The following is a 26,409-nucleotide window of genomic DNA, read 5'->3' as shown; positions in this document are numbered from 1 at the left end:
CCCGCGATGAAGGCACGTTCGAGATCGGGTGTGGGAACGGCGACCGGGAAAGCGATCGTCCTAGGCGAGCACCTGGTGGTGCATGGGGCGGCCGCACTGGCCATTCCGATCCCGATATTGGTCGAGACGGCCACCGCACACCGGGGCCCGGCACCAACCCCGGTCCGGCAGCCAACGGTGGGGTCGATGGGTCTGGACATGGCGTCGCTGATCTCAGACTTCGCTGAACGGTTCGACGTGCCAGCCGCAGTCGCGTCGGGCGTGGTTGTCGAGGTGTCGCACGTCGTGCCATGCGGGCGTAGGTTGGGGTCGAGCGCGGCGGTGGTGCGAGCGGTGGTGCTGGCGCTTGCGGACCTGTTTGAGTGTGAGCCGTCTGCGGCGCAGGTTTATGAGCTGGTTCAGTCCAGGGAGCGAACCGCGCACGGCACACCCAGTGGGGTGGATGCGGCCGCTACCGGCGCTGACGGGCCCATTGTGTTCCACCGGGGGGCTGTCCGACCGGTGAGCCCGGCGCCGGTAGGGGTGTTTGTGGTGGCTGACAGCGGCGAGATCAGCGCGACCAAAGACTCCGTCGCTGAGGTCGCGGCAATCTTGACTGCCGACAGAGACGGCTTGGCTCGTCGGGACTGGCTCGTCGAGCAACTCGATGCTCTGGTCGGTCGCGCGGCCATCGACATGCAGCAAGGCGATCTCACCGCACTCGGGGCAGCGATGGCTCGCAACCACGACCTGCTCCGCGGGCTGAACCTGTCAACGCCGCGGCTGGAGGGTCTCATCGAGGCGGCCAACACCAGTGGCGCAATGGGCGCCAAACTCACTGGCAGCGGTCGCGGCGGATGCGCACTCGCACTTGCCCGCGATTGGGTCCACGCGCAAGTCATCGGTGAGGCAATGCTCAAGGCCGGCGCGGTGGCTACCTGGGCTGTCGCGCTCGACTCCTTCGCCGGACGGCTCACCGCGAGCGCATCGGGTCGCGAGGTTGCGCCGTGAGCACAGCAGCGGCGACCGCGGTCGCTCATCCCAACATCGCGCTGATCAAGTAGTGGGGCAAGCGCGACGAAGAGTTCATGCTTCCGATGACCTCGAGCCTGTCGATGACCCTGGATATCTTCCCGACTACGACCACCGTCGAGGTCGGGCCCACCGGCGGTGGAGTTGGTCCGGATATCGTGATGATGGCCTGGAAGCCGGCGCCGGAGGCTTTTTCGACCCGAGTTACCGAATTCTTGGATCTGCTCCGAGTGCGGGTGAAGTCGCGGGCCCCGGCGATCGTTGATACCCACAATGCGGGGCCCACCGGAGCTGGGTTGGCCTCATCGGCGAGTGGCTTCGCCGCGCTGGCCGCCGCTGCGTGTGCGGCCTACGGGTTGGACACCGATGTCCGGGAACTGTCCCGGCTAGCGCGTCGTGGTTCAGGCTCGGCGAGTCGTTCGGTGTTCGGCGGGTTCTCGGTGTGGCACGCCGGTGCCGCGATTGGAGCCGACGGTGATGCCCAATCCTATGCCGAGCCAATCGATGTCGCGCTTGATCTAGCGCTGGTGGTCGTTGTGGTCGAGGCCGGGGCCAAGCAGATCTCGAGCCGGGCGGCAATGAGCCAGACCGTCAAGACTTCTCCGCTGTATCGAGCCTGGGCTGACGCCAGCGGTGATGACCTGCACGCGATGCAGGCCGCGCTTGCCGCCGGCGACTTGCACGGCGCCGGTGCGATCGCCGAGGCCAACGCGATGGGCATGCACGCCACCATGCTGGCCGCCCGGCCCGCTGTTCGATACATCAGTGCGGCCTCGCTACAGGTAATCGACCGGGTCGTCGCGATGCGCGGCGACGGCATCGCGGCCTACCTGACGATGGACGCCGGTCCCAACGTGAAGGTGCTCTGCTCGCGCGATGATGCGGCACTTATCGCGGCCTCACTGAAGGAGCTGAGTCAGGTCCAGACGGTGGTGGTGGCCCATCCGGGGCCCGGGGTGGCTCTTGTAGAGAAGGCCACGCGGTGAACAGCATCCGAAAAGCACCGGGCAAACTGGTCATTTTGGGCGAGTTCGCGGTCGTCGAGCCTGGCTGTGGCGCGCTGGTCGCTGCGATGGACCGCTATGTCACTGTCCAGGCCGCGGATCTGGGCATCGGTGGCGGGGTCGCCGTCAGTAGCGAGCTGATAGCTGGCACTGTGGATTTGGATTCTGACCGGTCCGTCGCGGCCCGGCAGCTGCCGCATATCGCATCCGCGGTGGCCATCGCGCGCCAGTGGCTGGACTGCCCGGACCGCGGCGTCGGACTGACGATCACCTCGCAGCTGCATGAGCGTGGCGTGAAGCTGGGCCTAGGTTCCAGTGGGGCTGTCACCGTGGCGGTTGTCGATGCGGTTACCGCCGCATGGGGCGCCCCGGTAGACCGGACGACCTTATTCCGGCTTGCGTTGATCGCGACCGCGCGCCTGACGACCTCTGGCTCCGGTGTTGACGTGGCTGCGGCGGTGTTCGGAGGCTGGCTGTCCTACCGCTCCCCGGATCGCCAAGCCATCGTCGAACTCGCCGCCGCGGACCTGCATTCGGCGGTTCACGCCGAATGGCCCGGCCACGTCATCGCCGCGGTCGCGCCGCCGCCTGAACGTCTGCTCGTCGGGTGGACGGGCGCTCCCGCGGCCACCACGGCCCAGATCGGCAGGCTGGCATCCGGCGACCGAACCCGCGACGAGATTGTGCGCCGGTTCCGCGAGTCTTCCGAAGAATGTGTCGACGCCGCCATTGGCCTGCTGACACCTGCGACGGCCTCCTGCTGCGGGTCTGCGCCCGCTGGCGCGGGACTCGGCGAGCATGTGCGTCAGTTCCGGAATCTGCTGTGCGAGTTGGACCGCGCTACTGCAATGGGCATCTTTACCGAGCGGCTCAACGCGCTGTGCGCCGCAGCAGAAACCAGCGGCGCGGCCGCTTAACCCTCCGGTGCTGGAGGTGGCGACTGCGGGATTGCATTGGCAGGAAGCTCCGTCGATGTGGCCGGGCTTGGCCGTAGCTGGCTGCACGCGGGCATCCGCCCCCTCGACGTCGACGTAGCCCCACCAACGGTGAACGCCGCCGATATTGCTCTTCCAACAACAACATCCTTCTAACAGCCCGAAAGAGGTAACCACAAATGACCACACAACAGGAGCAGCTCTCGGTGCATGTCCCCCTACGCTGGGTGAGGCCCATCAAGATCTCGGGCAGCGAAGGGCAATTCAGCGCCCATGCACCGTTGGCCACCTATGAATCACCGGTATGGCCGTCCGTTGGTCGCGGGGCCAAACTGTCCCGTCTGACCGAAAACGGCATTGTCACAACCCTGATCGACGAGAAGATGACCAGGTCGATCCTGCTGATCGCCCCCGATGCCGCCGTCGCAAACAACACCGCGCGCCAACTGCAGACCGAATTCGCAGAGCTAGCAGCGGTTGTCGGACAAACAAGCCGCTTCGCCGAGTTGATCGGGATGCACCCGCAGATCACCGCGAACCTACTGTTCATTCGATTCGAGTTCCGCACCGGCGACGCCAGCGGCCACAACATGGCCACACTAGCGGCCGATCACCTGATCGCACATATCCTGACCCGCTATCCGCAGATGGAATACGGATCGATCTCGGGCAATATGTGCTGCGACAAAAAGCCGACCGCGATCAACGGCATCCTAGGCCGCGGAAAAAACGTGGTCACCGAGATCGTGATTCCCCGCGACCTCGTCGAACAGCACCTGCACACCAGCGCGGCAGCGATCACCGCGCTCAACATCCGCAAGAAACTCATCGGCACCCTGCAAGCCGGTACCATCCGATCGGCCAACGCGCACTACGCCAACATGCTGCTGGCCTTCTACCTCGCCACCGGCCAAGACGCCGCCAACATCATCGCAGGCTCCCAAGGTGTAACACACGCCGAGGACCGCGACGGCGATCTGTACTTCTCCTGCACCATTCCCAACCTGATCGCCGGCACCGTAGGCAACGGTAAAGACCTGGACTTCGTCACCGACAACCTCGCCCAGCTGCGATGCCGCGAACAACGGCCCCCCGGCGCCAACGCACGCCGGCTCGCCGTAATCTGCGCGGCCACCGTGCTGTGCGGCGAACTGTCACTCATGGCCGCCCAAACCAACCCAGGCGAACTCATGCGCGCGCACACCACATACGAACGCAAACCATCGACGGCCTAACAACAGACAACCCCAAAACCGCAACACCGGAAAGGAACATCCATCATGGTCTCGATCGGAATTCACGACCTATCAATAGCCACTGCGCATTACGTACTCGACCACGCAACCCTGGCCGAACACCACGGCGTGGACGTGAACAAATACCTCATCGGTCTGGGCCAACAGCAGATGAGCATCGTCGCACCAGATGAGGACATCGTCACTTTGGCCGCCGCGGCCGCCGACCCGATCATCAAACGGCATGGCAGCCAAAAGATCCGGACAATAGTCATCGGTACCGAGACCGGCGTCGATCAGTCCAAATCGGCGGGAATCTGGGTGAGCTCCCTGCTCGGCCTACCCTCGAGCGCCCGCGTACTCGAAGTCAAGCAAGCTTGCTACGGGGTGACGGGTGCTCTGCAACTCGCGCTGGCACTCGTACACCGCGACCCGACCCAGCAGGTGTTGGTCATCGCAGCCGATGTGGCCCACTACGACCTCGACAGCCCGGGCGAGCCCACTCAGGGCGCAGCGGCCGCGGCGATGCTGGTTTCGGCAGACCCCGCGCTGCTGCGGCTGGAGGAGCCCACGGGAATCTATACCGCCGACATCATGGACTTCTGGAGACCGAACTATCGCAGCACCGCGTTGGTCGACGGAAAGGCCTCGGTCACCGCATATATGGAGGCGGCATCGGGCGCGTGGAAAGACTACACCGAACGCGGCGGTAGACCCTTCGGCGAATTCGCGGCTTTCTGCTACCACCAACCGTTCACGAAAATGGCGTACAAGGCACACAAACAACTGGCCGCAGAAGCCGGTGAAGATGCCAGCGACGCCGCGGTCCAGGCGGCGGTCGGCAACACCGTCGAGTACAACCGGCGGATCGGCAACAGCTACACCGCATCATTGTATCTGGCCCTCGCGGCGCTGCTGGATCAAGCGGACGACCTCTCAGATCAGCCGATAGCGATGCTGAGCTACGGATCAGGTTGTGTAGCCGAACTATTCGCCGGAACCGTCACTCCCGGATATCAGCAACATCTACGCACCGATCAGCACCGCGCAGCGCTGGAAACGCGAATCCCGCTGAGCTATGAGCACTATCGCAGACTGCACAACCTCACGCTGCCCACCAACGGCAACCACCACAGCCTGCCGGTGGAAACCTCCCGCCCGTTCCGGCTGACAGCGATCTCCGAGCACAAACGGATGTACGGCGCAGTCTGATGTGAGGAGGTGGTCGATGTCGCTCGGCATGGCCGATGTTCCAGATGCGCCACCGGATGCGGGTCGGATACTGCTGTCGCGGGCTCGGCGCGAGTGCGATCCGGTAATGCGGGTAGCCGTGGGCTGGTTGGCTGAGCCGTTGGCAACCATGGCCGGGTATCACTTGGGCTGGTGGGATGTCAACGGATCCGGGACGGGTGGTTGGTCAGGGCGGGCGACGCGGGCCGCTTTGGTGGTCGGGGCAGCCGCCGCTTGCGGTGACGCGAGTGCGGCGGCTCCGGTGGCGGCGGCGGTGGAGTTGATGCACAATTTCTCGCTGGTTCACGACGACGTGATGGATCGCGATGTCACTCGCCGCGGCAGGGCGACGGTATGGACGGTCTGGGGAGAAACCAGCGCGATCATGTTCGGAGATGCGCTACACGTCTTGTGTAGTCGCGTATTGGCCGAGATGTTGGCGCCCGAGGTTGCCATGACCGCGATCGCGACGTTGGAGTCGTCGTTTCTGGGTTTGCGTGTCGGCCAGGTCGATGATGGTGACTTCGAGACGCCCAAGCGGGTAACGGTCGACGGGTACTTGCGGATGGCAGCCGGGAAGACCGCGGGATTGATGGGGTGTGCCTGTGAGCTGGGGGCGCTGACCGCGGGTGCGGATCCGTTGACGGTATCGGCGATGCGGTAGTTAGGCTACCACCTGGGCCTGGCCTTTCAGATCCTCGACGACATCGTCGGCATTTGGGGAGATCCATCTGTCACCGGCAAGCCGGTCGGCAGCGATCTGGCCCGCCGCAAGAAGACTCTGCCGGTGATTGCGGCGTTGGAGTCCGGCTCCTCGGCGGCGCTCAAACTGGCTGAGCTGTATCGGTCTACGGAGCCGATGACGGCCAATGATGTGGCGTGGGCGAGTGAACTGATCGAAGCCGCAGGGGGGGCGCAAGGCAGCTCGGCGGCATGCCGATGAACTCATGGATGCCGCCCTTGCCGCGTTGCCTGACCAGCTAGGCTCGGCTGATCTGATCTGATCTGATCTGATCTGATCTGATCTGATCTGATCGGCTTGGCGCAACTGGTGATCGGTCGCGATAGGTGATCAGGCGGTGCTGGGTGGTCAGCGGATCGCCGGCGTAGGAAACTCGCTCAGTGGTGTTGCGCGACTACAGCAGTCCGCTCAAGTTGCTGCCGATCGTCCACGCCGCGGCCGCAACCATCCCGGTGATTGCCAGCACCACCGCCACCCAGATCAGCACGGTGCGACGGGCACGCTGTCGTGCCCAGGCAAATTCGTTCAGGGAGATTCCGGCGAACTGCCCTGACACCGGCTCGTATTCATACTCGTCGGATTCGTCATCGAAGTCGGAGCCGGGGGGCTCGTTGTGATTCTCGGGTTCTCGGGGGAGCTCGCGCGTCGGCTGGCGGCCGTGCGGAGAGGCCGAGACTTGCTCGGAGGCCTCGAAGGGCCGGTGTTGGTTGACTCGGCTGTGCTGCAGCGCCGCCGACCGGTGCTGTGCCGAGTTGCGCGGTGCCGGCACCCGGAATTCGGGCAGCGCCAGCTCCTCCACGATTGCGTCCAGATCGGCCGCCATCTCGATCGCGTCGGCGTACCGTTCACTCGGGTCACGGGCGGTAGCGCACGCCACAAATTCATCGAACTGTGTTGGAACGCCCGTGATCACAGCGCTGGCGGGGCGCACGTCATGATCGAGTCGTTGATACGCGATGGACAACGCCGTGTCACCGGTGAACGGCGTAGCGCCGGTGAGCAGTTCGTAGGTGAGGATGCCGGCGGAGTAGACGTCACTACGGGGGCCGGCGTTGCCGTCGCGGACCTGCTCCGGGGACAGATAGGCTGCGGTGCCCAAAATGACGCTGGTGGAGGTGATCCCAGCCGCTGCGACGGCACGGACCAGCCCGAAGTCCGCGATTTTCACGTCACCGTCATCGGAGATCAGGATGTTCTCCGGCTTGACGTCGCGGTGGACCAAGCCGGCTCGGTGCGCGGTCGCCAGTCCACCAAGCACCGGGCGCAGCACCGCCGCGACGGCATGGGGCGGCATCGGGCCACGTTCGCTCAGCAGCTCCCGCAGGGTGCCGCCTTCGATGAGCTCCATCACCAGAAATGGATGCCGCGCATCTAAGCCCTGGTCGTAGACGGCGATCAAGCCGGGGTTCTTCAGCCGGGCGACCGTGCGGGCCTCGAGCTGAAAGCGGGTGAGGAATTGCTGATCGCCCGCATAGCGGGAGTCAATCACCTTCAGCGCGACCGGGCGATCGAGGCGAACGTCCAGGCCGCGGTAGACCGTCGAGGTTCCGCCGCTGGCGATCCTGGCCCCGACCAGGTAACGGCCATCCAACAGCGCGCCGTCCAATTGGTCCCCAATCCCGGCTTCAATTCGGCCCCGATGCGGGCCGACACGGTCTGCGAAGGAGCCGGGGAATTCAGCTCGAGCCACTGAGCCATCCTAGGTTGCGCCGCGAATCGCAGGGCGCAACGTAGCCGCAACGCGCACACCCGCCAGCTTGCCAGGTTCTACACTGGCGCGGTGGGCAGTATTCCGGCCGGCGACGACGTCCTGGACCCCGACGAACCAACCTATGACCTGTCTCGGGTCGCCGAACTTCTCGGCGTTCCGGTCAGCAAGGTGCATCAGCAGTTGCGCGAAGGCCACCTTGTCGCGGTGCGGCGCGAGGGGGGTGTGGTCGTGCCGCAGGTCTTTTTCACCAGCTCAGGTCAGGTGGTCAAGAGCTTGCCAGGGTTGTTGACGATCCTGCATGACGGCGGATACCACGACACCGAGATCATCCGGTGGTTGTTTACGCCGGACCCGTCGTTGACCGTCACACGCGACGGCTCACGCGACGCGGTGAGCAACGCGCGCCCCGTCGACGCGCTCCATGCTCACCAGGCTCGTGAAGTCGTCCGCCGCGCGCAGGCCATGGCCTACTAAGAAGGCTCGATCCAGGCCGTCTGAGGCTCGCTGAGCCCTACTGAGGGTCCTTGGTGCCCATATCGAGGGGCGCCGCGGGCTCGTCGGCCGGTGTCTCGCCAGGCCGGGTGCGCAGGTCGGGCGCGCGGTAGAGCGCGTACCACGCGGCCAGTGCGCAGCCTGTGGCGATCCAGAAGTGCAGCCAGGAGTACATCCCGTGTGATCCGTCGGGCTTAAAGATCACCATGATCCAGGTCGAAATCCCGGCGATGGCCGCCATCGATCGCCGGGACTGCGCCAGCGGCGCCGCGACGGCCAGCGGCCAGGAGTAATACCAAGGCAGGGCGGCTGGTACGAACAGCACCACGATGAGCATCGACCACGCGATGCCGGTCAATGCGGCCCGGTCGTCGCGCCGGAACCGCCACCACAGCAGCGGGAGCGATACGGCGATGATCGCGATTCCGATGAGTCGGGTGACGTGCAGCAAGGTGTAGAAGTCGAGCGTGAAGAAGTTCCTGCCCAGGGCATGGATCAGGTTGGCCGCCCCGGTCGGCAGGGTCAGCCAGTTGATGATCTTGACCGAACCGGCCAGCGCAGTGAGCCACCCGAGCCCCACCCGGGCCACCGCGGACAACACCGAGAACACGGCAAGAAAAACCAGTAGCGAGGCGGCGGCGGCCACCAGGAAGGCATGAGCCGGCCGATACCCCCGGCGCTCGTGTAGATGGCGCATCCATACCCAGAACAGGAAGGGCAGTGCCAGCCCGGCCGTCGCCTTGACCGCGACGGCGACCGTGATCAGCGCGATACCCGCAACATGGTGGCGTTGCAGGGTTAATGCGATACCGGCGGCCATCAGGCCCACCATCAGCATCTCGTTGTGCACCCCGCCCATCAGATGAATCAGGACCAATGGGTTGAGAACACAGATCCACATTGCGGTTGGGCTGTCGGCCCCGAGATGGTGAGCCAGGCGCGGGGTCGCCCAGATCAGTAGGGCCAACCCGGGCAGCATGCACAAACGCAGCAGCATGGTTCCTGCGACAACGTTGTTGCCGACGATCATGGTGACGACCTTTGCCACCAGGATGAATGCCGGACCGTACGGTGCGGTCGTGATCGTCCAGATCGGACTTACGTCGTTGAGCAGCGAATTCGCGTTGGCAACCGGGCCGACGGCGTAGGGGTCCAGGCCGTCGCGGAGCAGTGCCCCCTGGGCGAGGTAGGAGTAGGTGTCCCGGCTGAAGATGGGCACCGAAAGCAACAGGGGCGCCAACCAGAACGCCGTGGTGGCCCGCATGGTGAACTCGCTGGCTTGGCCGGCGAGGACCCCTCGCCCCAATCGCAGCCAGGCGATCAGCATGAGACCAACGCTCAGCCACAAAACGATCGATGACAGCACCAGCCCGTGACCGAAGCGCAGCCAGGACATGTGGATGGATTCCAGCAGTGGATCGTGCTGGCGGATGCTGCCCGCTCCCAGCCCGCCGACGGTGATCAGCACCGCACCCAGCAGCCCCAGCCGCGCAGGCCCGGCCTGGGGGGAGGACGCAAACTCTCGAATCCGCGAAAGGCGTTGCCTAACAGACATTTTTGTCACAGAGAGGGCTTCCGGAGTGGGTGTTGGACTTGTCATTGGTTCAGGCCGACCGGTCCGTGGCCGTCCGGGCCAGCGCGGACAAGCCGGCTTTGGCGCTGGCATTGATGGGTATGGACTCGAGTGTGGCAAGTGCGCGCCGGGTGAGCCCGGCGATCCGGTTCTCGGCGGCCGCAAGGGCCCCGACCCGCACGATCACCTCGCGCAGCTCGCCCACCTGCGAGTCGGTGAGCTCACTGCCGACCGCGGACCGCAACAAGTTGGCGGCCTTCGGGTCCGACCTGTCCGCCAGCGCGGCCGCCTCGGCGATCAACACCGTGCGCTTTCCCGACCTCAGGTCGTCGCCGGATGGCTTTCCCGTCACTGCCGGGTCGCCGAACACCCCCAGCACGTCGTCGCGCAGCTGAAACGCGACTCCGAGATCGGTTCCGAACTGGTGGAACGCCTCCTGGACATCGGGCCGGTCGGCGGCCGCGGCCGCCCCCAGCTGCAACGGCCTCGAGACCGTGTAGCAGGCGGTTTTGAAGGTTGCGACAGTCATTGCCGACGTAATGGAATCGGCCGCGCTGGCTTCGGCCACGATGTCAAGGTATTGCCCGCCCAGCACCTCGGTGCGGATATCCGACCAGACGCGCTGGACCCGCCGTTGCGCGTCGGGTGACAGGCTTGACTGGGAAACCCGCGAAATGATGTCGTCGGCCCAGGCCTGTGCCACATCGCCGATCAGGATCGCTGCCGAGATCCCGAATTGCTGTGCTGGGCCGAGCCAGTTCCGGTCCCGGTGTAGCGCCGCGAAGTGTATGTGGGCCGTTGGCCGGCCGCGCCGCGTTGACGAGGCGTCGATGACGTCGTCATGTATCAACGCCCAGGCATGTAGCAGCTCCAGCGCAGAAAACAACAACAGTAGATCCGGGTCGGGATCTTCGGTTGTCACGGCCTGCCAGCCCCGATAAGCGAAAATCGGCCTTAGCCGCTTGCCCCCGGAGAGCACGAACTCTTCCAGCCATGCGGTCAAGGCGCCGTAGTCGTCGCCGATGTAGGCCGCCTGGCTGCGACGATCACGCAAGTACAGTCGCAGTTGGTCGGTGATGGCGCCGGCCAGCTCTTCGGTTGCCGATGCGTCGACGCTCAGCGCGGCGCCCCTTTCTGCTCGGCTTGTCTCTGGCCCGACAGTGTATTAGGCCACAGCGCAGGCGGCGGGTGTTGGTCTTTTAGGGTTGCGGCGCGGGTTGACCCCACAAGTTGCTTCGCCTAACTGACTAACCCACACCTATGCTGTTGGAAGTGACCTGGGTTTTGCGGCTCCGCGCGACCCGGATCCCCTGTGCGCGGTGTGGCGCCGCCTGGCAACGGGCAGAGAATAATCGTCAAAACAAAGGGGAGCTGTGTGACCCTACGCACGATCGCGCTTGAGCTGGTGCCGCCCAATGTCGATGGCGGCAAGGAACGGGCATTGGAAGATGCGCGCAAAGTGGTGCAGTACTCGGCGGACTTCGGGCTGGACGGCCGTCTGCGGCACGTGATGATCCCCGGGATGATCGCCGAAGACGACGATCGGCCGGTGCCGATGCAGCAGAAGCTCGACGTGCTCGACTTCTGGCAGATCATCAAACCCGAAATGCCGGGGATCAACGGCTTGTGTACGCAAGTAACCGCGTTTACCGACGAAGCGGCCCTGCGTCGCCGGCTGGTGGATTTGTCTGACGCCGGTATGGAGGGCGTGGTCTTTGTCGGCGTGCCGCGCACCATGAACGACGGGGAAGGCTCCGGGGTTGCACCCACCGACGCGTTGTCGATTTATCGTGACTTGCTGCCCAACCGCGGTGTGATCGTGATTCCCACCCGAGACGGCGAACAGGGCCGGCTCAATTTCAAGTGCAACCAGGGCGCCACCTACGGCATGACCCAGCTGCTGTATTCGGACGCCATCGTCAAGTTTCTCACCGAATTTGCCGACAGCACCGACCACCGGCCCGAGCTGCTGCTCTCGTTTGGCTTCATCCCGAAAGTCGAAAGCCGCGTCGGCCTGATCAACTGGCTGATCCAGGATCCCGGCAACCCTGCGGTGGCCGTGGAACAGGAGTTCGTCAAGCGCCTGGCCGCGAGCGAACCTGCTCAGAAGCGCCAGCTCATGGTCGACCTGTACAAGCGGATAATGGACGGCGTCGTCGGTCTGGGCTTCCCGCTCAGCATCCATTTCGAGGCGACCTACGGGGTGTCTCCGGCCGCTTTCCAGACCTTCGCGGAAATGCTCGCCTACTGGGCGCCCGACACACACGGCTAGCCCGTTCGGCGGCACCGGGCCCCGGCGGCGTCGAGTCGAGCGCGCTTAGCTTGGCGGCTGATCGCCGGGGGCTGTGAATCGCGGGGAGCGGTCCCGGCTGACCCAAGCCAGCGCCGCCACCACCCCGGCGGCGGCGAACGACGCGATGGCGAGCCAGATGCCTGCCGCGGTGAAGGACCGGGTGTTGGGATCGGTGTAGCGCGCCTGAGCGTTCATGGTGCTGACCACACCCGGCTTGAGTTTCCACTGCACCACTTCGGGCTCGATGCGATCGCCGTTGGTGGACGTCACGGTGCCAGGGAACGCAACGGTCAGCTCGACCTCGGCATCGGCATCGGTCACCGACGTCAGATCGACGCGGCCCTCGAGAATCACCATGTTGCCGTTGCGGCGCAGCGACAGGTTCACTCCGGCGGCGTCGGGATTCATGTTGGCCAGCTGAGGCAGTTCGGCGAAGGTGAGATCGGAGAACACCGCCTGCGATCCCACGTAGCCGTCGCTGTCGTAGTTGGAGACCGCGACCTTCTGGCTGAACGCGACGTTGTCGCTGTCCAGCTGGGGCCCGGTGTCCTTGTTGTTCTTCGGTTTTGCCGCCGCGATGATCTCCCCGGACACCAGGTCCTCGGGCGAGATGGTGATCGACGCTCGGACCCGCAGGCACCCGGTGGCAAGCGGCACCAGCATCAATAGCATTGCGATTGCCAGCAACCGCCGTCGTCGGGCGCGCAACGCTGGGGCAGCTGGGGCTGAAAGTGGGGGAGAGCTGGCACGCACCTGGTCATCGTGCCAGACCCGGTGGGTTGGTACGGCAACCTGTCCGCCGGTTCGGGTGCCGCCGGGGCCTACAGGGGAAGCGCGCGGCCCAGGATTGCGAATGCGCGCGGATCGCCGGCGAAGTAATAGCCGCGGAGGATGTCGGTGAATCCCAGCCGCCGATACAGCCGCCACGCTCGATTGTCCTCGCCATTGCTTTCCGGAGTGGAGAGCAAGACGCTCTCCTCGCCGCGGCCGGCCAGAAGCCGACGGGTGAGCGCCTCTCCGATGCCCCGGCCTTGGGCGTTCGGATGGATATGCAACTCCGTTAGCTCGAAGTAGCTGCTCATCACCCGAGCGATCGCGTGCATCGGAAAACCGCGGCGTTGCAGGCCCAAAACGACCTGCTGTTGCCACCATTGACCGGGTGCTCCGGGATAGCCGTAGGCCACCCCGACCATCGGAGCGTTGGCCAGATCTGCGGCCGGCAACTCGTGGTTGGGATCGGCGCCAATGATGTCGGGGAGCTGCGTTGATGGCTGTGTTTGCGGTACGTCAACCGCGGCCACCGCCTTCCAGCCGCTGCGTCGGACGTGTTCCAGCCACATGGCAGCGCGCTGGTTTTCGGTGCCTCTGGGGTAACGCATCGCGTCGACGTAGACCGTCAAGGCCTCCCTGAGGCGGCGCTCCATCTCGTCCGGCGGCAGATCAATGACGAAGATCGTCAACGCGGGCTGCCCTCCTCGTGGTTGTTTGGTGCGATGCTTCAGCACCAGTATCTGACCACGCGCCAGTAGCTCAGCGAGCGGTTGGATGGTGATCGACCCGGAGTCGACGGGGCAATTGTGATGGGTTGCATCGCAGCGGTACTCCCACCCATTCGTGCGCATTGATGACGCCAGGATAGAATCGCCGGCGAGCCAGTGGTACCGCACGGATTCAGCTCGTATCATCTGAGTTAGTTGCCCGCACAACGGGCATCCGCGTTGCTATCGGTAGTTACGTGACAGCTGTCGGCAAGGAGGGACGAATGCCACTCTCCGATCATGAGCAGCGGATGCTCGAGCAGATCGAGAGCGCTCTCTACGCCGAAGACCCCAAATTCGCCTCGAGCGTCCGTGGCGGGGGTTTCCGTGCACCGACAGCGCGCCGGCCGTTACAGGGCGCGGCGTTGTTCGTCATCGGTCTGGCGATGCTGGTCTCCGGTGTGGCGTTCAAGGCCACGATGATCGGAAGCTTCCCGATTTTGAGTGTGTTCGGCTTCGTCGTCATGTTTGGCGGCGTGGTGTTCGCCATTTCTGGCCCGCGGTTGTCGGGTCGGGTGGATCACTCCCGGCCGGCGTCTGGCACATCGCGTCAGCGCCGCGGCAAGGGGTCGGGCGGCTCGTTCACCAGTCGTATGGAGGATCGGTTCCGCCGCCGTTTCGACGAGTAGGCAAATATCTGAACAAGGCGGGGCGGCCCACGGCCGCCCCTTTTTTGTGCCGCGGTGCGCTGGGCTGCCCGGTGCGGGTTTGCCCTTTTCCCCGTGCGCACCCACGAACTGGGCAATTACGGCGGATAGTCCGTACCGATCCCCATCTGTGACCGATCGGCGTGTCGCATATGCCCCACTTGGCCCCCATTCTCGGCCTGGATGCCTCTGAAATGCGGCTTTGTCACTCCTTAGACCCTCTACATGGGGGTGGTGGCGGTAGGGCTTCATACCGAAGTGGTAGATCAGTGGAAAAACATGGGCGCGAAACCCTGGCAATGGGGCGAAGTGGGGGATTGTGGGGTATGGTGGCTGAAGTGTTTGGGTGAGCAGAGTGACTCTGGCTGGAGGTGGCCTAGTGTTTCTCGGCACCTACACGCCCAAACTCGATGACAAGGGGCGGCTAACGCTGCCGGCCAAGTTTCGCGACGCATTGGCAGGGGGGTTGATGGTCACCAAGAGCCAAGATCACAGCCTTGCTGTCTACCCCGGTCGGAGTTCGAGCAATTGGCTCGCCGGGCCAGCAAGGCGCCGCGCAGCAACCCCGAAGCGCGAGCCTTCCTGCGTAACCTCGCCGCCGGCACCGATGAACAGCATCCCGACAGCCAGGGCCGCATCACGTTGTCGGCCGACCACCGCCGCTATGCGGGCCTCACCAAGGACTGCGTGGTGATCGGAGCGGTTGACTATCTCGAAATCTGGGATGCGCAGGCCTGGCACGAGTACCAGCAACTCCATGAAGAGAACTTCTCCGCGGCCAGCGATGAAGCACTCGGCGACATTTTCTGAGGTGCATGTCCGTGCACCGTGGTCTCTGCCCGAACCGACCCTGGCGTACTTCCCCAACGCCAGGTTCGTGCCTTCGGACAGGGACCTCGGCGCAGGGGCATTGCGCCTGGTAGGCGAGGATTGCCCGGCCCCAACCAGGGGAGGTGTCGCGGTGGCTGACGGCCCGACGGAACCCGGCTTCAATGACTTCCACCATGTGCCCGTGCTGGCGCAACGCTGCGTCGAACTGCTCAGGCCCGCGCTGACTCGCCACCACGCGGACGGGTCGGAGGCGGTTCTGGTCGACGCCACTATCGGCGCGGGTGGACACGCGGAGCGGTTCTTGACGGAGCTGCCGGGTTTGCGACTGATCGGGCTCGACCGTGATCCCAGTGCCCTCGAGATCGTCCGGACTCGATTGGCGCGCTTCGCCGACCGGGTCACGCTGGTGCACACGCGCTACGACGGTCTGGCCTCGGCGTTGACCGAACTGGGTTATGGCGCAGCGCAATCGATCGACGGCGCGCTATTCGACCTGGGCGTCTCGTCGATGCAGCTCGACCAGGCCGAACGAGGCTTCGCCTATTCCAAGGACGCCCCGCTGGACATGCGAATGAATCCGCAGTCAGCGCTGTCGGCGGCCGACATCATCAATACCTACGACGAGGCGGCACTGGCCGATATCCTGCACCGCTACGGCGAGGAGCGGTTCGCGCGCCGCATCGCGGCCCGCATCATCCGCAGGCGCGCCGACAGGCCGTTCACCACCACCGCGGAACTCGTTGCTCTTCTCTACGAGGCGATTCCGGCTGCGGCGCGGCGTACCGGCGGACATCCGGCCAAGCGCACGTTCCAGGCGCTGCGAATTGCGGTCAACGACGAGCTGGGCTCCTTGCGTAGTGCCGTCCCCGCCGCAATGGACGCGCTTGCTGTTGGCGGGCGGATTGTCGTCATGGCCTACCAATCTCTGGAGGACCGGATCGTCAAGCGGGTGTTCGCCGACGCGGTCGCCTCGCGCACACCGGTGGACCTTCCGGTTGAACTTCCCGGCCATGGGCCGCGATTCCGCTCGTTGACCCACGGCGCCGAACGCGCGGATGCGGCCGAGGTGGAACACAACCCGCGCAGCGCGCCCGTGCGATTGCGGGCGTTGCAACGGCTTGAGCTCGAGGCACTACCGCGACAAGGAACCGGGAAGGGCGAGTCATGAAGGCGAAGCGCGAGGCTCGGGTGCCTGGAAAACGCCAAAGCGGCGATCGTGGCGGCGGACGCGACGGTTCGGTCGCCCGTACCACCAGGCGCACACCGGCTGACGCGTCGCGCCGTGGTCGGGCCGGAAAGAAGAAGGCGCCCAACCGGGAGGCGCGGATCCCGATGTCGGGACCGCAGACCACACCCATGCCGCGGCCCGCGGAGCGCCCGGCGCGGCCGAAGAACACCGGGCAAGCCAAAGCGCGGGCCAAGGCTCGGAAAGCCAAGGCACCCAAGGTCGTCCGGCCCAAGCTGACGGAGCGGATGGCGGTCCGGCTGGCCTCGATGGACCTGCGTCCCCACGCACTGCTCAGCAGGGTTCCGTTTGTGGTGTTGGTGATCGGCTCGCTCGGGGTGGGGCTGGGGCTCACCTTGTGGCTGTCCACCGACGCGGCCGAGCGTTCGTATCAGCTCAGCCATGCTCGGGAGCGAACCCGGATGCTGCAGCAGCAGAAGGAATCGCTGGAACGCGATGTGCGCGAGGCGGAATCCGCGCCCGCGTTGGCCGAAGCGGCCCGCAAACAGGGCATGATCCCCACCCGGGACACCGCCCATCTGGTTCAGGCTCCGGACGGAAACTGGGTGGTGGTGGGTACCCCGAAGCCGGCTGATGGTGTACCCCCGCCACCGCTGAACAGCAAGCTGCCCGAAGAAGGTCCTCCGGCGCCTCCGAAGCCGGCCGTGTTGCCGCCCGAGGTTCCGGTGCGGGTGATGCCGGGTCCCGACGATCCGGCGTTGCTACCCAGAACGGGACCGCAACTGTTGCCGCGCACTCCAGACGGTTCGTCGACCCTTGGCGCCGGCACCAACCACCTACCGGGCCAGCCCCCGATCGAGATTCCGGGGCAGGTACCCGGGGCGCCGGGGCCGGTGCCGCTTCCCGGCCAGTTGCCTGGCGTTGCGGGTCCGGTCACCGGGCCGGGACAGTTGCCAGGACCGGCGGCCGGGGCGGTCCAAGTTCCCCCGGCTCCGGTCGTGTTGCCCGCACCAGTGCCCGCTCAGGTGCCCGCTGAGGTGCCGGTACCGGTGCCAGCGGTCACGGCGCCGCCCGTCGCGGTCGTCCCCGTGGCCCCGCAGACCCCACTGGCTGCGCCGGTGCCGGGGACGGCCGGGCTTCCGGTGGCTCCTCAGGCGGCGGTACCGGCGCCGGTGCCAGCGCTTCCGGCTCCGGCTAGCGGTATACAGCCCGGTCCAGCCGCTGCTGCGGCGCCAGGGGTGTCACGGTGAGCCGCGGCGAATCGCGGCAGGCTCGTCCGTCGCAGTCCTCGCGGTCACGGCGGGTCTCGGGCAAGGCGCATAGCGCCCACGAACCGCGCCAGCCCAGGTCGTCCGGTAAGACGCGGGCCGACCGCTCGCCCAAGCAGGTTCGTGAACCGAAGCGACTGCCCCAAGCCAAACAGGCCAAGAAGACCCGTCCGGCGGCGCGCACTGAGGTCGGCCCGCCCGGCCGGTCGGCACGGGAGCGGCGCACCCGCCAGGCGGTGGAAGTTGCCAGCCGCGGTGCTTCATTCGTGTTTCGGCACCGAGCCGGAAACGCGGTGATCTTGGTGCTGATGCTGGTGGCGGCGACCCAGCTGTTCGTTCTGCAGGTATCAAATGCCGAGGACCTGCGTGCGCAGGCGGCTGGTCAGCTGAAGGTCACCGACGTCGAAGCCGCGTTGCGCGGCTCCATCGTCGACCGGCACAACGATCGGCTCGCCTTCACCATCGAGGCACGTGCGCTGACATTCCAGCCGAAGCGGATTCGCAAGCAGCTGGAGGAGGCCAAGCTGAAGTCTCCGGCTGCGCCCGACCCCCAGCAGCGGCTGAAGGACATCGCGAAGGATGTTGCGGGCAAGCTGAACAACAAGCCCGATGCGCCCACCCTGCTCAAGAAGCTGCAGAGCAACGAGTCGTTCGTGTACCTGGCACGCGCCGTCGATCCGGTTATCGCCAGCGCGATCACCGACAAGTATCCCGAAGTCGGTTCGGAGCGCCAGGATCTGCGCCAATACCCGGGTGGATCGTTGGCGGCCAATATCGTGGGCGGCATCGACTGGGACGGCCATGGTTTGCTCGGCCTGGAGGACTCGCTTGACGCGGTGCTGGCCGGCACCGACGGGTCGGTGACCTACGACCGGGGATCGGACGGCGTCGTCATCCCCGGCAGCTATCGCAACCGGCACAAAGCGGTGCACGGGTCCACCGTCCAGCTGACCCTGGACAACGACATCCAGTTCTACGTGCAGCAACAGGTGCAGCAGGCGAAGAACTTGTCCGGAGCCCGCAACGCCTCGGCGGTGGTCCTGGACGCCCAGACCGGCGAAGTCCTTGCCATGGCCAACGACAACACCTTCGACCCGTCTCAAGACATCGGCCGCCAGGGCGACCGCCAACTCGGCAATCTGGTGGTGTCATCGCCTTTTGAGCCGGGTTCGGTAAACAAGATCATCGCCGCGGCCTCGGTCATCGAGTACGGGCTGAGCACCCCCGACGAAGTGCTACAGGTGCCCGGCACGATCCAAATGGGCGGCGTTACCGTGCACGACGCCTGGGGCCACGGTGTCATGCCCTACACCACGACCGGGGTGTTCGGGAAGTCTTCGAACGTGGGCACCCTGATGCTCGCGCAGCGGGTCGGCCCGGAACGTTTTTACGACATGGTCGGCAAGTTCGGTCTGGGCCAGCGCACCGGTGTCGGATTGCCCGGCGAAAGCGCCGGCCTGGTGCCGCCGCTCGACCAGTGGTCGGGCAGCACGTTCGCGAACCTGCCGATCGGCCAAGGGCTTTCGATGACACTGCTGCAAATGGCCGGCATGTACCAGGCGATTGCCAACGACGGGGTGCGGATACCGCCGCGGATCATCAAGGCGACCATCGCCGCCGACGGAACGCGTACCGAAGAGCCACGGCCCGAGGGCATCAGGGTGGTGTCGGCGCAGACCGCTCAAACCGTGCGCGAGATGCTGCGCGCGGTCGTCCAGCGCGACCCGATGGGCTATCAGCAGGGCACCGGAACCGCCGCCGCGGTGCCGGGCTACCAGATGGCGGGCAAGACCGGAACCGCGCAGCAGATCAACCCGGCATGTGGCTGCTATTTCGACAACGTGTACTGGATCACCTTCGCGGGACTGGCCACCGTCGACAATCCTCGCTACGTCATCGGCCTGATGCTGGACAACCCGGAACGCAACTCCGATGGAACCGCCGGTCACTCGTCGGCGCCGCTGTTCCACAACATCGCTGCGTGGCTGATGCAGCGCGAGAACGTGCCGCTGTCCGCGGACCCGGGGCCGCCCCTGCTGCTGCAGGCCACCTAGGAACCTGCTGCCGAGACCCACCACTGAACCAGCGCAACGCCTAGGTGCGCCGGCTCGTGTCGCGACCGCTAGGGAGAATGCTGGCCGCCATGCCTCACTGGAATCAGTCAAATATCAGAAACTGCGGTTTACATTCGGCATTGAATGTAAAGTTCTGGCAATCGGGAATTGCGTGATGTCAGAACTCGGTCGACCTGTCCATCCGGGTCGCCCGCTAACCGGCATCGGACTTGCGTGAGGGGATTTAGCGATGTCTTTCGTGTCGGTAACTCAGGAGGCACTGGCCGCGGCTGCGTCGGATGTTGGGGTGATCGGGTCGAGCCTGCAGGCGGCCAATATGTCGGTGGCGGCCCCGACGGCCGGGGTGTTGGCAGCGGGTGCTGATGAGGTGTCGGTGGCGATGGCGGCGTTGTTTTCCGGTCATGGACAGGCTTATCAGACGCTCAGCGCTCAGGCGAATGCGTTTCATGCCCAGTTTTTGCAGGCGTTGACCAATGCGGGGGGCGCGTATGCGGCCGCGGAGGTGGCCAACTTATCGCCGTTGCAGGGTGTTGAGCAGGGTGTGTTGGGGGTGGTCAATGCGCCCGCGCAAGCGTTGTTGGGGCGCCCACTGATCGGTGATGGGGCGGCGGGAACCGCGGCCAGCCCTAATGGTGGGGCTGGGGGGTTGTTGTACGGCAATGGTGGGGCCGGCTACAGCTACACCAGCGGCGCCACCGCTGAGGCAGGTGGTAACGGGGGCGCGGCGGGGTTGATCGGCAATGGCGGGGCTGGAGGCAGTGGCTGGGCCGGAGGAGCTGGGGGTGCCGGGGGCAACGGTGGATGGCTCTACGGCAACGGTGGGGCCGGCGGGCTAGGCAGGGCCGCCGCTGGGGACTACACAGCGGGCGGGGTTGGTGGTGCGGGTGGCAACGCTGGGCTGTGGGGTGACGGCGGAGCCGGCGGCAACGGCGGCGCTACCTATGATTACGATCAGAATTTCTCTCGACTGGGGGCACTCGAGGGGGCCGGTGGTAACGGCGGGCATGGTGGGCTGCTTTTCGGCAATGGCGGCGGCGGTGGCGACGCCGGGGCAAATAATAAATTCGTTACGGCTCAGGCCACGCCGAACGGCGCTGCCGGAGGGTACGGGGGAAACGCCGGGCTGTGGGGCAATGGCGGGGCCGGCGGCGACGGTGGCTTCGGCGGTACCGCAACAGTAATCGGGGACGGCGGGACCGGCGGAAACGGCGGGGCCGGCGGAAACGGCGGGTTGTTGTCCGGCGACGGCGGGGCCGGTGGGGTCGGCGGCACCGGGGGCATCCAGATCTACAGCGGCGGAGGCATCGGCGGTGCTGGCGGTATCGGCGGGAACGGAGGGGCCGGCGGTACCAGTGGGCTGATCGGCGATGGTGGAGCCGGTGGGGCCGGCGGAACCGGTGGTGGAAACGCCGGCGTCGGTGGTGTGGGCGGTGTCGGCGGAACCGGGGGAGCGGCGAGACTGTTTGGCAGTGGTGGAAGCGGTGGGATCGGTGGAACCGGCGGGCATAGTCTCATCAACAGCGGCGGCGGCATCGGCGGAAAAGGTGGCGGCGGCGGGGCAGCCGGGTTGATCGGCGATGGCGGGGCGGGCGGCAACGGAGGGGACGGTACTGGCGCTGGTGGCCTGGGCGGCAACGGTGCCAGCGCCGATTGGATCGGTAACGGCGGGTCCGGCGGCGCCGGCGGGTCCGGCGGACTCGGTGCACATGCCGGTGCCGGCGGGAATGGCGGGTCGTTGTACGGCAATGGCGGGTCCGGAGGGGCTGGCGGAACCGGCGCTAGCGGTGCCGGCGGCAACGGTGGTGGCGGCGGAGCAGCCGGGATGATGGGTGATGGCGGGGCCGGCGGCGACGGTGGGGACGGCAGCGCGGCTGGCGGGCTGGGCGGCGACGGTGGCAACGCCGATTGGCTCGGTAACGGCGGGGCCGGCGGAACCGGCGGGTTCGGCCTACCGCCAGCGACCGGCGGTTTCGGCGGGCGAGGCGGTCGACTATTCGGCTCGCCCGGCGCCCAGGGCTGACGTGCGCTGATGTGCCTGTCGGCGGCTTGCCGGTGCTGATTGCGCCGCCGCCGTCTGCTGCTGGTCGGCTTTCATGTGGCCTAGCCGCTGTTTATCGGGGTGTCGTGCGCCTCAGTAGGTAGCGCCCAGGAACCGGCGTGAGCGCGATTGTCGGCCCCGCCCCGCCGGGTTGCGGCCGATCACGAGCTGTTCGTCGCGGTGCTTGACCTAGGCTCGGGCTCCGGCGGTCGGGAACGGCGGGCCAGATGTCCGCTGTGAGCTGGGCTGTCACTGCGGGTCAACCCAGAGTTGGGCAGCCGGCGCGGCGCCGGGTGGGTACGGCACCGCGTCGTTACCGGGCGCGACTGGGTAGGGTGTCATGGCCGACCGGTTTCTCCCGGTGTCGGCCGTCGGACGGAGGTGGTGAGCGAGGTGGAGTCGGTGTTGCGCCCCAGCGCCGGCCCAGGTGTGCCGCTGGCTGAGCTGGCAGTTCAAGTCGGAGCGGTGCTCGCCGATGGCCCACATCGAGCCGCGGCCGTCCCGGACACGCTGATCACGGGCATGACGCTGCGCGCTCAGGCGGTGCAGCCAGGCGATCTGTTCGCGGCGCTGGCAGGATCTGCCACCCACGGGGCACGCCATGCCGCCGACGCGATCGAGCGCGGTGCCGTCGCGGTGCTCACCGACCCTGCCGGGGTGACGGCGATATCCGCGCTGGGTTGTGTGCCCGGCACCGTGCCGGTACTCGTCCATCCCGCGCCCCGCGGCGTACTGGGTGAGGCCGCCGCGCTGGTGTACGGACACCCGTCCGACCGGCTGACCGTTGTCGGTATCACCGGAACGTCGGGTAAGACCACCACGACCTATCTGGTGGAGGCCGGTTTACGGGCCGCCGGGCGGGTCGCCGGCCTGATCGGCACCATCGGCATCCGCATCGATGGCGCCGACATACCCAGCACCCTGACCACCCCCGAAGCGCCCGCCCTGCAGGCAATGCTGGCGGCGATGGTCGAACGCGGGGTGGACACGGTGGTAATGGAGGTGTCCAGTCACGCGCTGACCCTGGGCCGGGTGGATGGCATCCGGTTCGCGGTCGGCGGCTTCACCAATCTGTCGCGCGATCATCTCGATTTTCACCCCACGATGGCTGACTACTTCGAAGCCAAGGCATTGCTGTTCGATCCTGCCTCGGCGCTGCGTGGCCACAGCGTGGTCGTCTGCATTGATGACGAGGCCGGTCGTGCGATGGCCGATAGAGCCGGTGTCGCCATCACCGTCAGCGCCACAGGTCAGCCGGCGCACTGGCGCGCAACCGATGTGGCCCCGGTGGGGGCCGGAGGGCAAGAATTCACCGCGCTCGATCCTGCCGGCGTGGGGCATCGGGTGCGCATTGGGTTGCCCGGACACTACAACGTGTCCAATTGCCTACTGGCGCTGGCGATTCTGGATGCTGTCGGGGTCTCGCCGGAGCAGGCTGCGCCAGGGTTGCGGGAAACCCGGGTGCCTGGGCGCCTGGAACAGGTGGACCGCGGTCAGGACTTCCTGGCGCTGGTGGACTACGCGCACAAACCCGGCGCGCTGCGGGAGGTGCTGAGCACCCTGCGGAATCCGCAGCGCCGGCTGGCGGTGGTCTTCGGGGCAGGCGGTGATCGTGACCCTGGCAAGCGTGGACCGATGGGGCGCATCGCCGCGGAGCTGGCCGATTTGGTCGTTGTGACCGACGACAATCCTCGTGGTGAGGATCCCGGGGCAATTCGACGCACGATTGTGGCCGGGGCGGCCGAAAGCGGCGGGGCGGCGCAGGTGGTTGAGATTGCCGACCGAGGTGAGGCGATTGGCTACGCGGTCGACTGGGCGCGCACCGGTGACGTGGTGCTGATTGCGGGTAAGGGGCATGAAACCGGGCAGCGTGGCGGCGCAGAAGTGCGTCCGTTCGACGACCGGGTGGAGCTGGCCCGAGCCTTAGAGGCGCTGGAGTCCTGCACATGATCGACTACACCGTCGCCGAGATCGCCGAGATTGTCGGGGGGACGCTGGTCGACATCTCGCCGCAAGAGGCTGAGCAACGGCGGGTCACCGGGACCGTGGAGTTCGATTCGCGGGCGGTCGGCCCGGGCGGATTGTTTCTGGCTCTGCCCGGCGCGCGTGCCGACGGACACGATCACGCGGCGGCGGCGGTCGCGGCCGGTGCCGTCGCCGTGCTCGCCGCCCGCCCCGTCGGGGTCCCGGCGATCGTGGTTTCACCCGAACCGGACTCGACCGCCGACGCGTTGACCGGGGTGCTCGAGCACGACGCCGACGGGTCGGGTGCGGCCGTGCTGGCCGCCCTGGCCAAGTTGGCCAAGGCGGTGGCCGCGGAGCTGGTGGCCGGCGGACTGACCATCATCGGGATCACCGGGTCGTCGGGCAAGACATCGACCAAGGATCTGGTGGCCGCGGTGCTCAAACCTTTGGGCGAGGTCGTCGCACCACCCGGGTCCTTCAACAACGAACTCGGGCATCCCTGGACCGTGTTGCGTGCCACCCGCAGCACCGACTACCTGATTCTGGAGATGTCGGCACGCCATCCCGGCAATATCGCCGCGCTGGCACGGGTGGCACCACCGGCCATTGGGGTGGTGCTCAACGTCGGCACCGCACACCTGGGGGAGTTCGGTTCACGCGAGATCATTGCCCAAACCAAATCTGAGCTGCCGCAAGCCGTCCCGGCATCCGGGGTGGTCATCCTCAACGCGGATGACCCGGCTGTGGCGGCCATGGCCGAGGTGACTGCCGCCCGGGTGGTTCGGGTGGGTAGAGCCACCGCCACCGGAGCCGGCTGGGCCGGTCCCGGTGATGTCTGGGCGGGACCGGTCTCGCTGGATCGGCTGGCCCGGCCGCAGTTCACCATGCACGCCGGTGACGCCGCGGCCCAGGTACGACTCGGGGTGTACGGGGACCACCAGGTCTCCAACGCGTTGTGCGCCGGCGCGGTGGCCCTCGAATGCGGCGCGAGCGTGTCGCAGGTGGCGGCCGCACTCGCCGAGGCGGGGCCCGTGTCGCGGCACCGGATGCAGGTGAGCACCCGGCCGGACGGGGTGACGGTGATCGATGACGCCTACAACGCCAACCCGGATTCCATGCGCGCCGGGCTGCAGGCGCTGGCGTGGATCGCCCGCGGTGAGGCGGAGTCGACCGCCGCGAGTCAGCCTGGTGTCCGGCCTCAAAGTCGGCGCAGTTGGGCAGTGCTGGGCGAGATGGCTGAGCTCGGCGCGGACGCGATAACCGAGCACGATCACATCGGCAGGCTCGCCGTGCGCTTAGATGTGTCTCGACTCGTTGTCGTGGGAACTGGGAGGTCGATGAGCGCCATGTACCACGGAGCGGTCATGGAGGGTTCGTGGGGCACGGAGGCGGTCAGCGTCCCGGACCGCGACGCTGCCCTGGCATTGTTGCGCGCGGAGATCCAACCCGGAGATGTCGTCCTGATCAAGGCCTCGAACTCGGCCGGCCTGGGTGAGCTGGCCGACGCGCTGGCTTGCGCAGACGCAGGCTGTCAAGACCGCGGGAGTGCGCACTCATGAGACAGATCATGATCGCCGTCGCCATCGCGGTGGCGGTTTCCATCCTGCTGACACCGGCCTTGATCCGGCTGTTCACCAAGCAGGGATTTGGTCACCAGATCCGTGAGGACGGCCCACCGAGCCACCACAGCAAACGCGGAACACCGTCGATGGGTGGAGTCGCGATTCTGGCCGGCATCTGGGCGGGCTACTTCGGTACCCACCTCGCCGGCCTGGCTTTTGACGGCGAAGGAATCACCGCATCGGGTCTGCTGGTGCTGGGCCTGGCGACATCGCTGGGCGGCGTCGGATTCCTCGACGACATGATCAAACTCCGCAGGTCGCGCAACCTGGGGCTGAACAAGACGGCCAAGACGGTGGGGCAGATCACCTCCGCCGTGCTGTTCGCGGTGCTGGTGTTGCAGTTCCGCAATCCGGCCGGGTTGGCGCCGGCCAGCGCCGAACTGTCCTATGTGCGCGAGATCGCCACCGTCACCTTGACGCCGGCGTTGTTCGTGCTGTTCTGTGTGCTCGTTGTCAGCGCCTGGTCGAATGCGGTCAACTTCACCGACGGGCTCGATGGGCTGGCTGCTGGGTGCATGGCGATGGTCACCGGCGCCTACGTGTTGATCACCTTCTGGCAAGACCACAACGCCTGTGTCACGGCACCCGGGCTGGGCTGCTACAACGTGCGTGATCCGCTGGACCTGACGCTCATTGCCGCCGCGACCGCCGGTGCATGCATCGGCTTTCTGTGGTGGAATGCCGCTCCCGCCAAGATCTTCATGGGCGATACCGGATCCCTCGCGCTGGGCGGCATCATCGCCGGACTCTCGGTAACCAGCCGCACCGAGATCCTGGCGGTGGTGTTGGGGGCGCTGTTCGTCGCAGAAATCACATCGGTGGTGCTGCAGATCCTGACCTTCCGCACCACCGGGCGCCGAGTATTCCGAATGGCGCCGTTCCACCATCACTTCGAGCTGGTCGGGTGGGCCGAAACCACGGTGATCATTCGTTTCTGGCTGCTCACCGCCATCACCTGTGGTCTGGGCGTGGCCCTGTTCTACGGTGAATGGCTGGCCGCGATCGGTGCCTGA

19 protein-coding genes and 3 pseudogenes are annotated in these 26,409 nt (G+C 66.4%); 17 read left to right on the top strand and 5 right to left on the bottom strand.

The genetic code is table 11. The annotated features are described in order from the left end of the window. Positions 1-30: 30 nt before the first annotated feature. The 6 genes and pseudogenes from mvk to idsB all read left to right on the top strand — a co-directional run bounded on the left by mvk (position 31) and on the right by idsB (position 6,419). Positions 31-990 carry a mevalonate kinase gene (mvk, locus tag CKW46_RS18850; RefSeq protein WP_482052255.1) on the top strand — a complete coding sequence of 320 codons (960 nt, stop codon included), beginning with the start codon at positions 31-33 and terminating at the stop codon, positions 988-990. Continuing rightward, positions 987-1,997: pseudogene (gene mvaD, locus CKW46_RS18845) on the top strand (diphosphomevalonate decarboxylase). Before mvk ends, mvaD begins: the two are co-directional and overlap by 4 nt. After that, positions 1,994-2,932 (top strand): phosphomevalonate kinase, encoded by a 939-nt coding sequence (locus CKW46_RS18840; protein WP_482052254.1) that lies wholly within the window; start codon positions 1,994-1,996, stop codon positions 2,930-2,932. The pseudogene mvaD and the gene CKW46_RS18840 overlap by 4 nt, the downstream one beginning before the upstream one ends. A 197-nt stretch (positions 2,933-3,129) precedes the next feature. Continuing rightward, entirely contained in the window at positions 3,130-4,185 is a 1,056-nt protein-coding gene (locus CKW46_RS18835; RefSeq protein WP_117436091.1) for a hydroxymethylglutaryl-coenzyme A reductase family protein, read from the top strand. Positions 4,186-4,230: 45 nt separating this feature from the next. Beyond that, complete coding sequence (locus CKW46_RS18830) at positions 4,231-5,397, top strand: hydroxymethylglutaryl-CoA synthase (protein ID WP_482052253.1); 1,167 nt, start codon at positions 4,231-4,233, stop codon at positions 5,395-5,397. Positions 5,398-5,413: 16 nt separating this feature from the next. Then, a pseudogene (gene idsB, locus CKW46_RS18825) lies at positions 5,414-6,419 on the top strand (geranylgeranyl diphosphate synthase IdsB). 132 nt (positions 6,420-6,551) lie between these two features. On the opposite strand, the gene CKW46_RS18820 reads toward idsB, so the two are convergent. After that, on the bottom strand, positions 6,552-7,787 hold the full coding sequence (locus CKW46_RS18820) for a protein kinase domain-containing protein (protein WP_482053443.1): 1,236 nt from the start codon (positions 7,785-7,787) through the stop codon (positions 6,552-6,554). A 150-nt stretch (positions 7,788-7,937) separates the two neighbouring features. On the opposite strand from CKW46_RS18820, the gene CKW46_RS18815 reads away from it, so the two are divergent. Next, the gene (locus CKW46_RS18815) at positions 7,938-8,342 is read left to right on the top strand and encodes an Rv2175c family DNA-binding protein (RefSeq protein WP_011741279.1); all 405 of its coding nucleotides are present in this window, start codon (positions 7,938-7,940) and stop codon (positions 8,340-8,342) included. Positions 8,343-8,379: 37 nt separating this feature from the next. On the opposite strand, the gene CKW46_RS18810 is transcribed toward CKW46_RS18815, so the two are convergent. Together CKW46_RS18810 and idsA2 are read right to left on the bottom strand one after the other, a co-directional pair. Continuing rightward, positions 8,380-9,960, bottom strand: coding sequence for an alpha-(1->6)-mannopyranosyltransferase A (locus CKW46_RS18810; protein ID WP_117436088.1), 1,581 nt, complete (start codon positions 9,958-9,960; stop codon positions 8,380-8,382). A gap of 4 nt (positions 9,961-9,964) precedes the next feature. Beyond that, positions 9,965-11,023 carry a bifunctional (2E,6E)-farnesyl/geranyl diphosphate synthase gene (gene idsA2 / locus CKW46_RS18805; RefSeq protein WP_036426503.1) on the bottom strand — a complete coding sequence of 353 codons (1,059 nt, stop codon included), beginning with the start codon at positions 11,021-11,023 and terminating at the stop codon, positions 9,965-9,967. A 285-nt stretch (positions 11,024-11,308) separates the two neighbouring features. Between idsA2 and CKW46_RS18800 the strand changes: the two genes are divergently transcribed. Continuing rightward, the gene (locus CKW46_RS18800; RefSeq protein ID WP_117436086.1) at positions 11,309-12,205 is read left to right on the top strand and encodes a mycobacterial-type methylenetetrahydrofolate reductase; all 897 of its coding nucleotides are present in this window, start codon (positions 11,309-11,311) and stop codon (positions 12,203-12,205) included. Between the two features lie 45 nt (positions 12,206-12,250). Here CKW46_RS18800 and lppM read toward each other — a convergent pair whose 3' ends face one another. Both lppM and CKW46_RS18790 read right to left on the bottom strand, forming a co-directional pair. Next, positions 12,251-12,898 carry a lipoprotein LppM gene (lppM, locus tag CKW46_RS18795; protein ID WP_015356146.1) on the bottom strand — a complete coding sequence of 216 codons (648 nt, stop codon included), beginning with the start codon at positions 12,896-12,898 and terminating at the stop codon, positions 12,251-12,253. 149 nt (positions 12,899-13,047) lie between these two features. After that, the gene (locus CKW46_RS18790; RefSeq protein WP_011741274.1) at positions 13,048-13,686 is read right to left on the bottom strand and encodes a GNAT family N-acetyltransferase; all 639 of its coding nucleotides are present in this window, start codon (positions 13,684-13,686) and stop codon (positions 13,048-13,050) included. A gap of 302 nt (positions 13,687-13,988) precedes the next feature. On the opposite strand from CKW46_RS18790, the gene CKW46_RS18785 reads away from it, so the two are divergent. From CKW46_RS18785 to mraY, 9 genes and pseudogenes are all read left to right on the top strand, one after another. Next, positions 13,989-14,393, top strand: a complete 405-nt coding sequence (locus CKW46_RS18785) for an SCO2097 family morphological protein (RefSeq protein ID WP_117436085.1) — start codon at positions 13,989-13,991, stop codon at positions 14,391-14,393. Positions 14,394-14,790: 397 nt separating this feature from the next. Next, a pseudogene (gene mraZ / locus CKW46_RS18780) lies at positions 14,791-15,221 on the top strand (division/cell wall cluster transcriptional repressor MraZ). 1 nt (position 15,222) lies between these two features. After that, on the top strand, positions 15,223-16,410 hold the full coding sequence (gene rsmH / locus CKW46_RS18775) for a 16S rRNA (cytosine(1402)-N(4))-methyltransferase RsmH (RefSeq protein ID WP_086085356.1): 1,188 nt from the start codon (positions 15,223-15,225) through the stop codon (positions 16,408-16,410). Beyond that, complete coding sequence (gene ftsL / locus CKW46_RS18770) at positions 16,407-17,678, top strand: cell division protein FtsL (RefSeq protein ID WP_482052252.1); 1,272 nt, start codon at positions 16,407-16,409, stop codon at positions 17,676-17,678. Before rsmH ends, ftsL begins: the two co-directional genes overlap by 4 nt. Next, positions 17,675-19,750, top strand: coding sequence for a peptidoglycan D,D-transpeptidase FtsI family protein (locus CKW46_RS18765; RefSeq protein ID WP_015356142.1), 2,076 nt, complete (start codon positions 17,675-17,677; stop codon positions 19,748-19,750). Before ftsL ends, CKW46_RS18765 begins: the two co-directional genes overlap by 4 nt. 250 nt (positions 19,751-20,000) lie before the next feature. Beyond that, positions 20,001-21,791, top strand: coding sequence for a PE family protein (locus tag CKW46_RS18760; protein WP_482052251.1), 1,791 nt, complete (start codon positions 20,001-20,003; stop codon positions 21,789-21,791). A gap of 399 nt (positions 21,792-22,190) precedes the next feature. Then, positions 22,191-23,759, top strand: coding sequence for a UDP-N-acetylmuramoyl-L-alanyl-D-glutamate--2,6-diaminopimelate ligase (locus tag CKW46_RS18755; protein ID WP_051153676.1), 1,569 nt, complete (start codon positions 22,191-22,193; stop codon positions 23,757-23,759). Further along, complete coding sequence (locus tag CKW46_RS18750; RefSeq protein ID WP_020787137.1) at positions 23,756-25,333, top strand: UDP-N-acetylmuramoyl-tripeptide--D-alanyl-D-alanine ligase; 1,578 nt, start codon at positions 23,756-23,758, stop codon at positions 25,331-25,333. The genes CKW46_RS18755 and CKW46_RS18750 overlap by 4 nt, the downstream gene beginning before the upstream one ends. Then, entirely contained in the window at positions 25,330-26,409 is a 1,080-nt protein-coding gene (mraY, locus tag CKW46_RS18745; protein ID WP_015356136.1) for a phospho-N-acetylmuramoyl-pentapeptide-transferase, read from the top strand. The genes CKW46_RS18750 and mraY overlap by 4 nt, the downstream gene beginning before the upstream one ends.

The sequence above is a fragment of the Mycobacterium liflandii genome, from assembly GCF_022354805.1.
GTDB classification, from domain to species: domain Bacteria; phylum Actinomycetota; class Actinomycetes; order Mycobacteriales; family Mycobacteriaceae; genus Mycobacterium; species Mycobacterium marinum.
The sequence above is the reverse complement of the archived record's forward strand: the minus strand, read 5'-3'. Positions and strand labels throughout refer to the sequence as shown.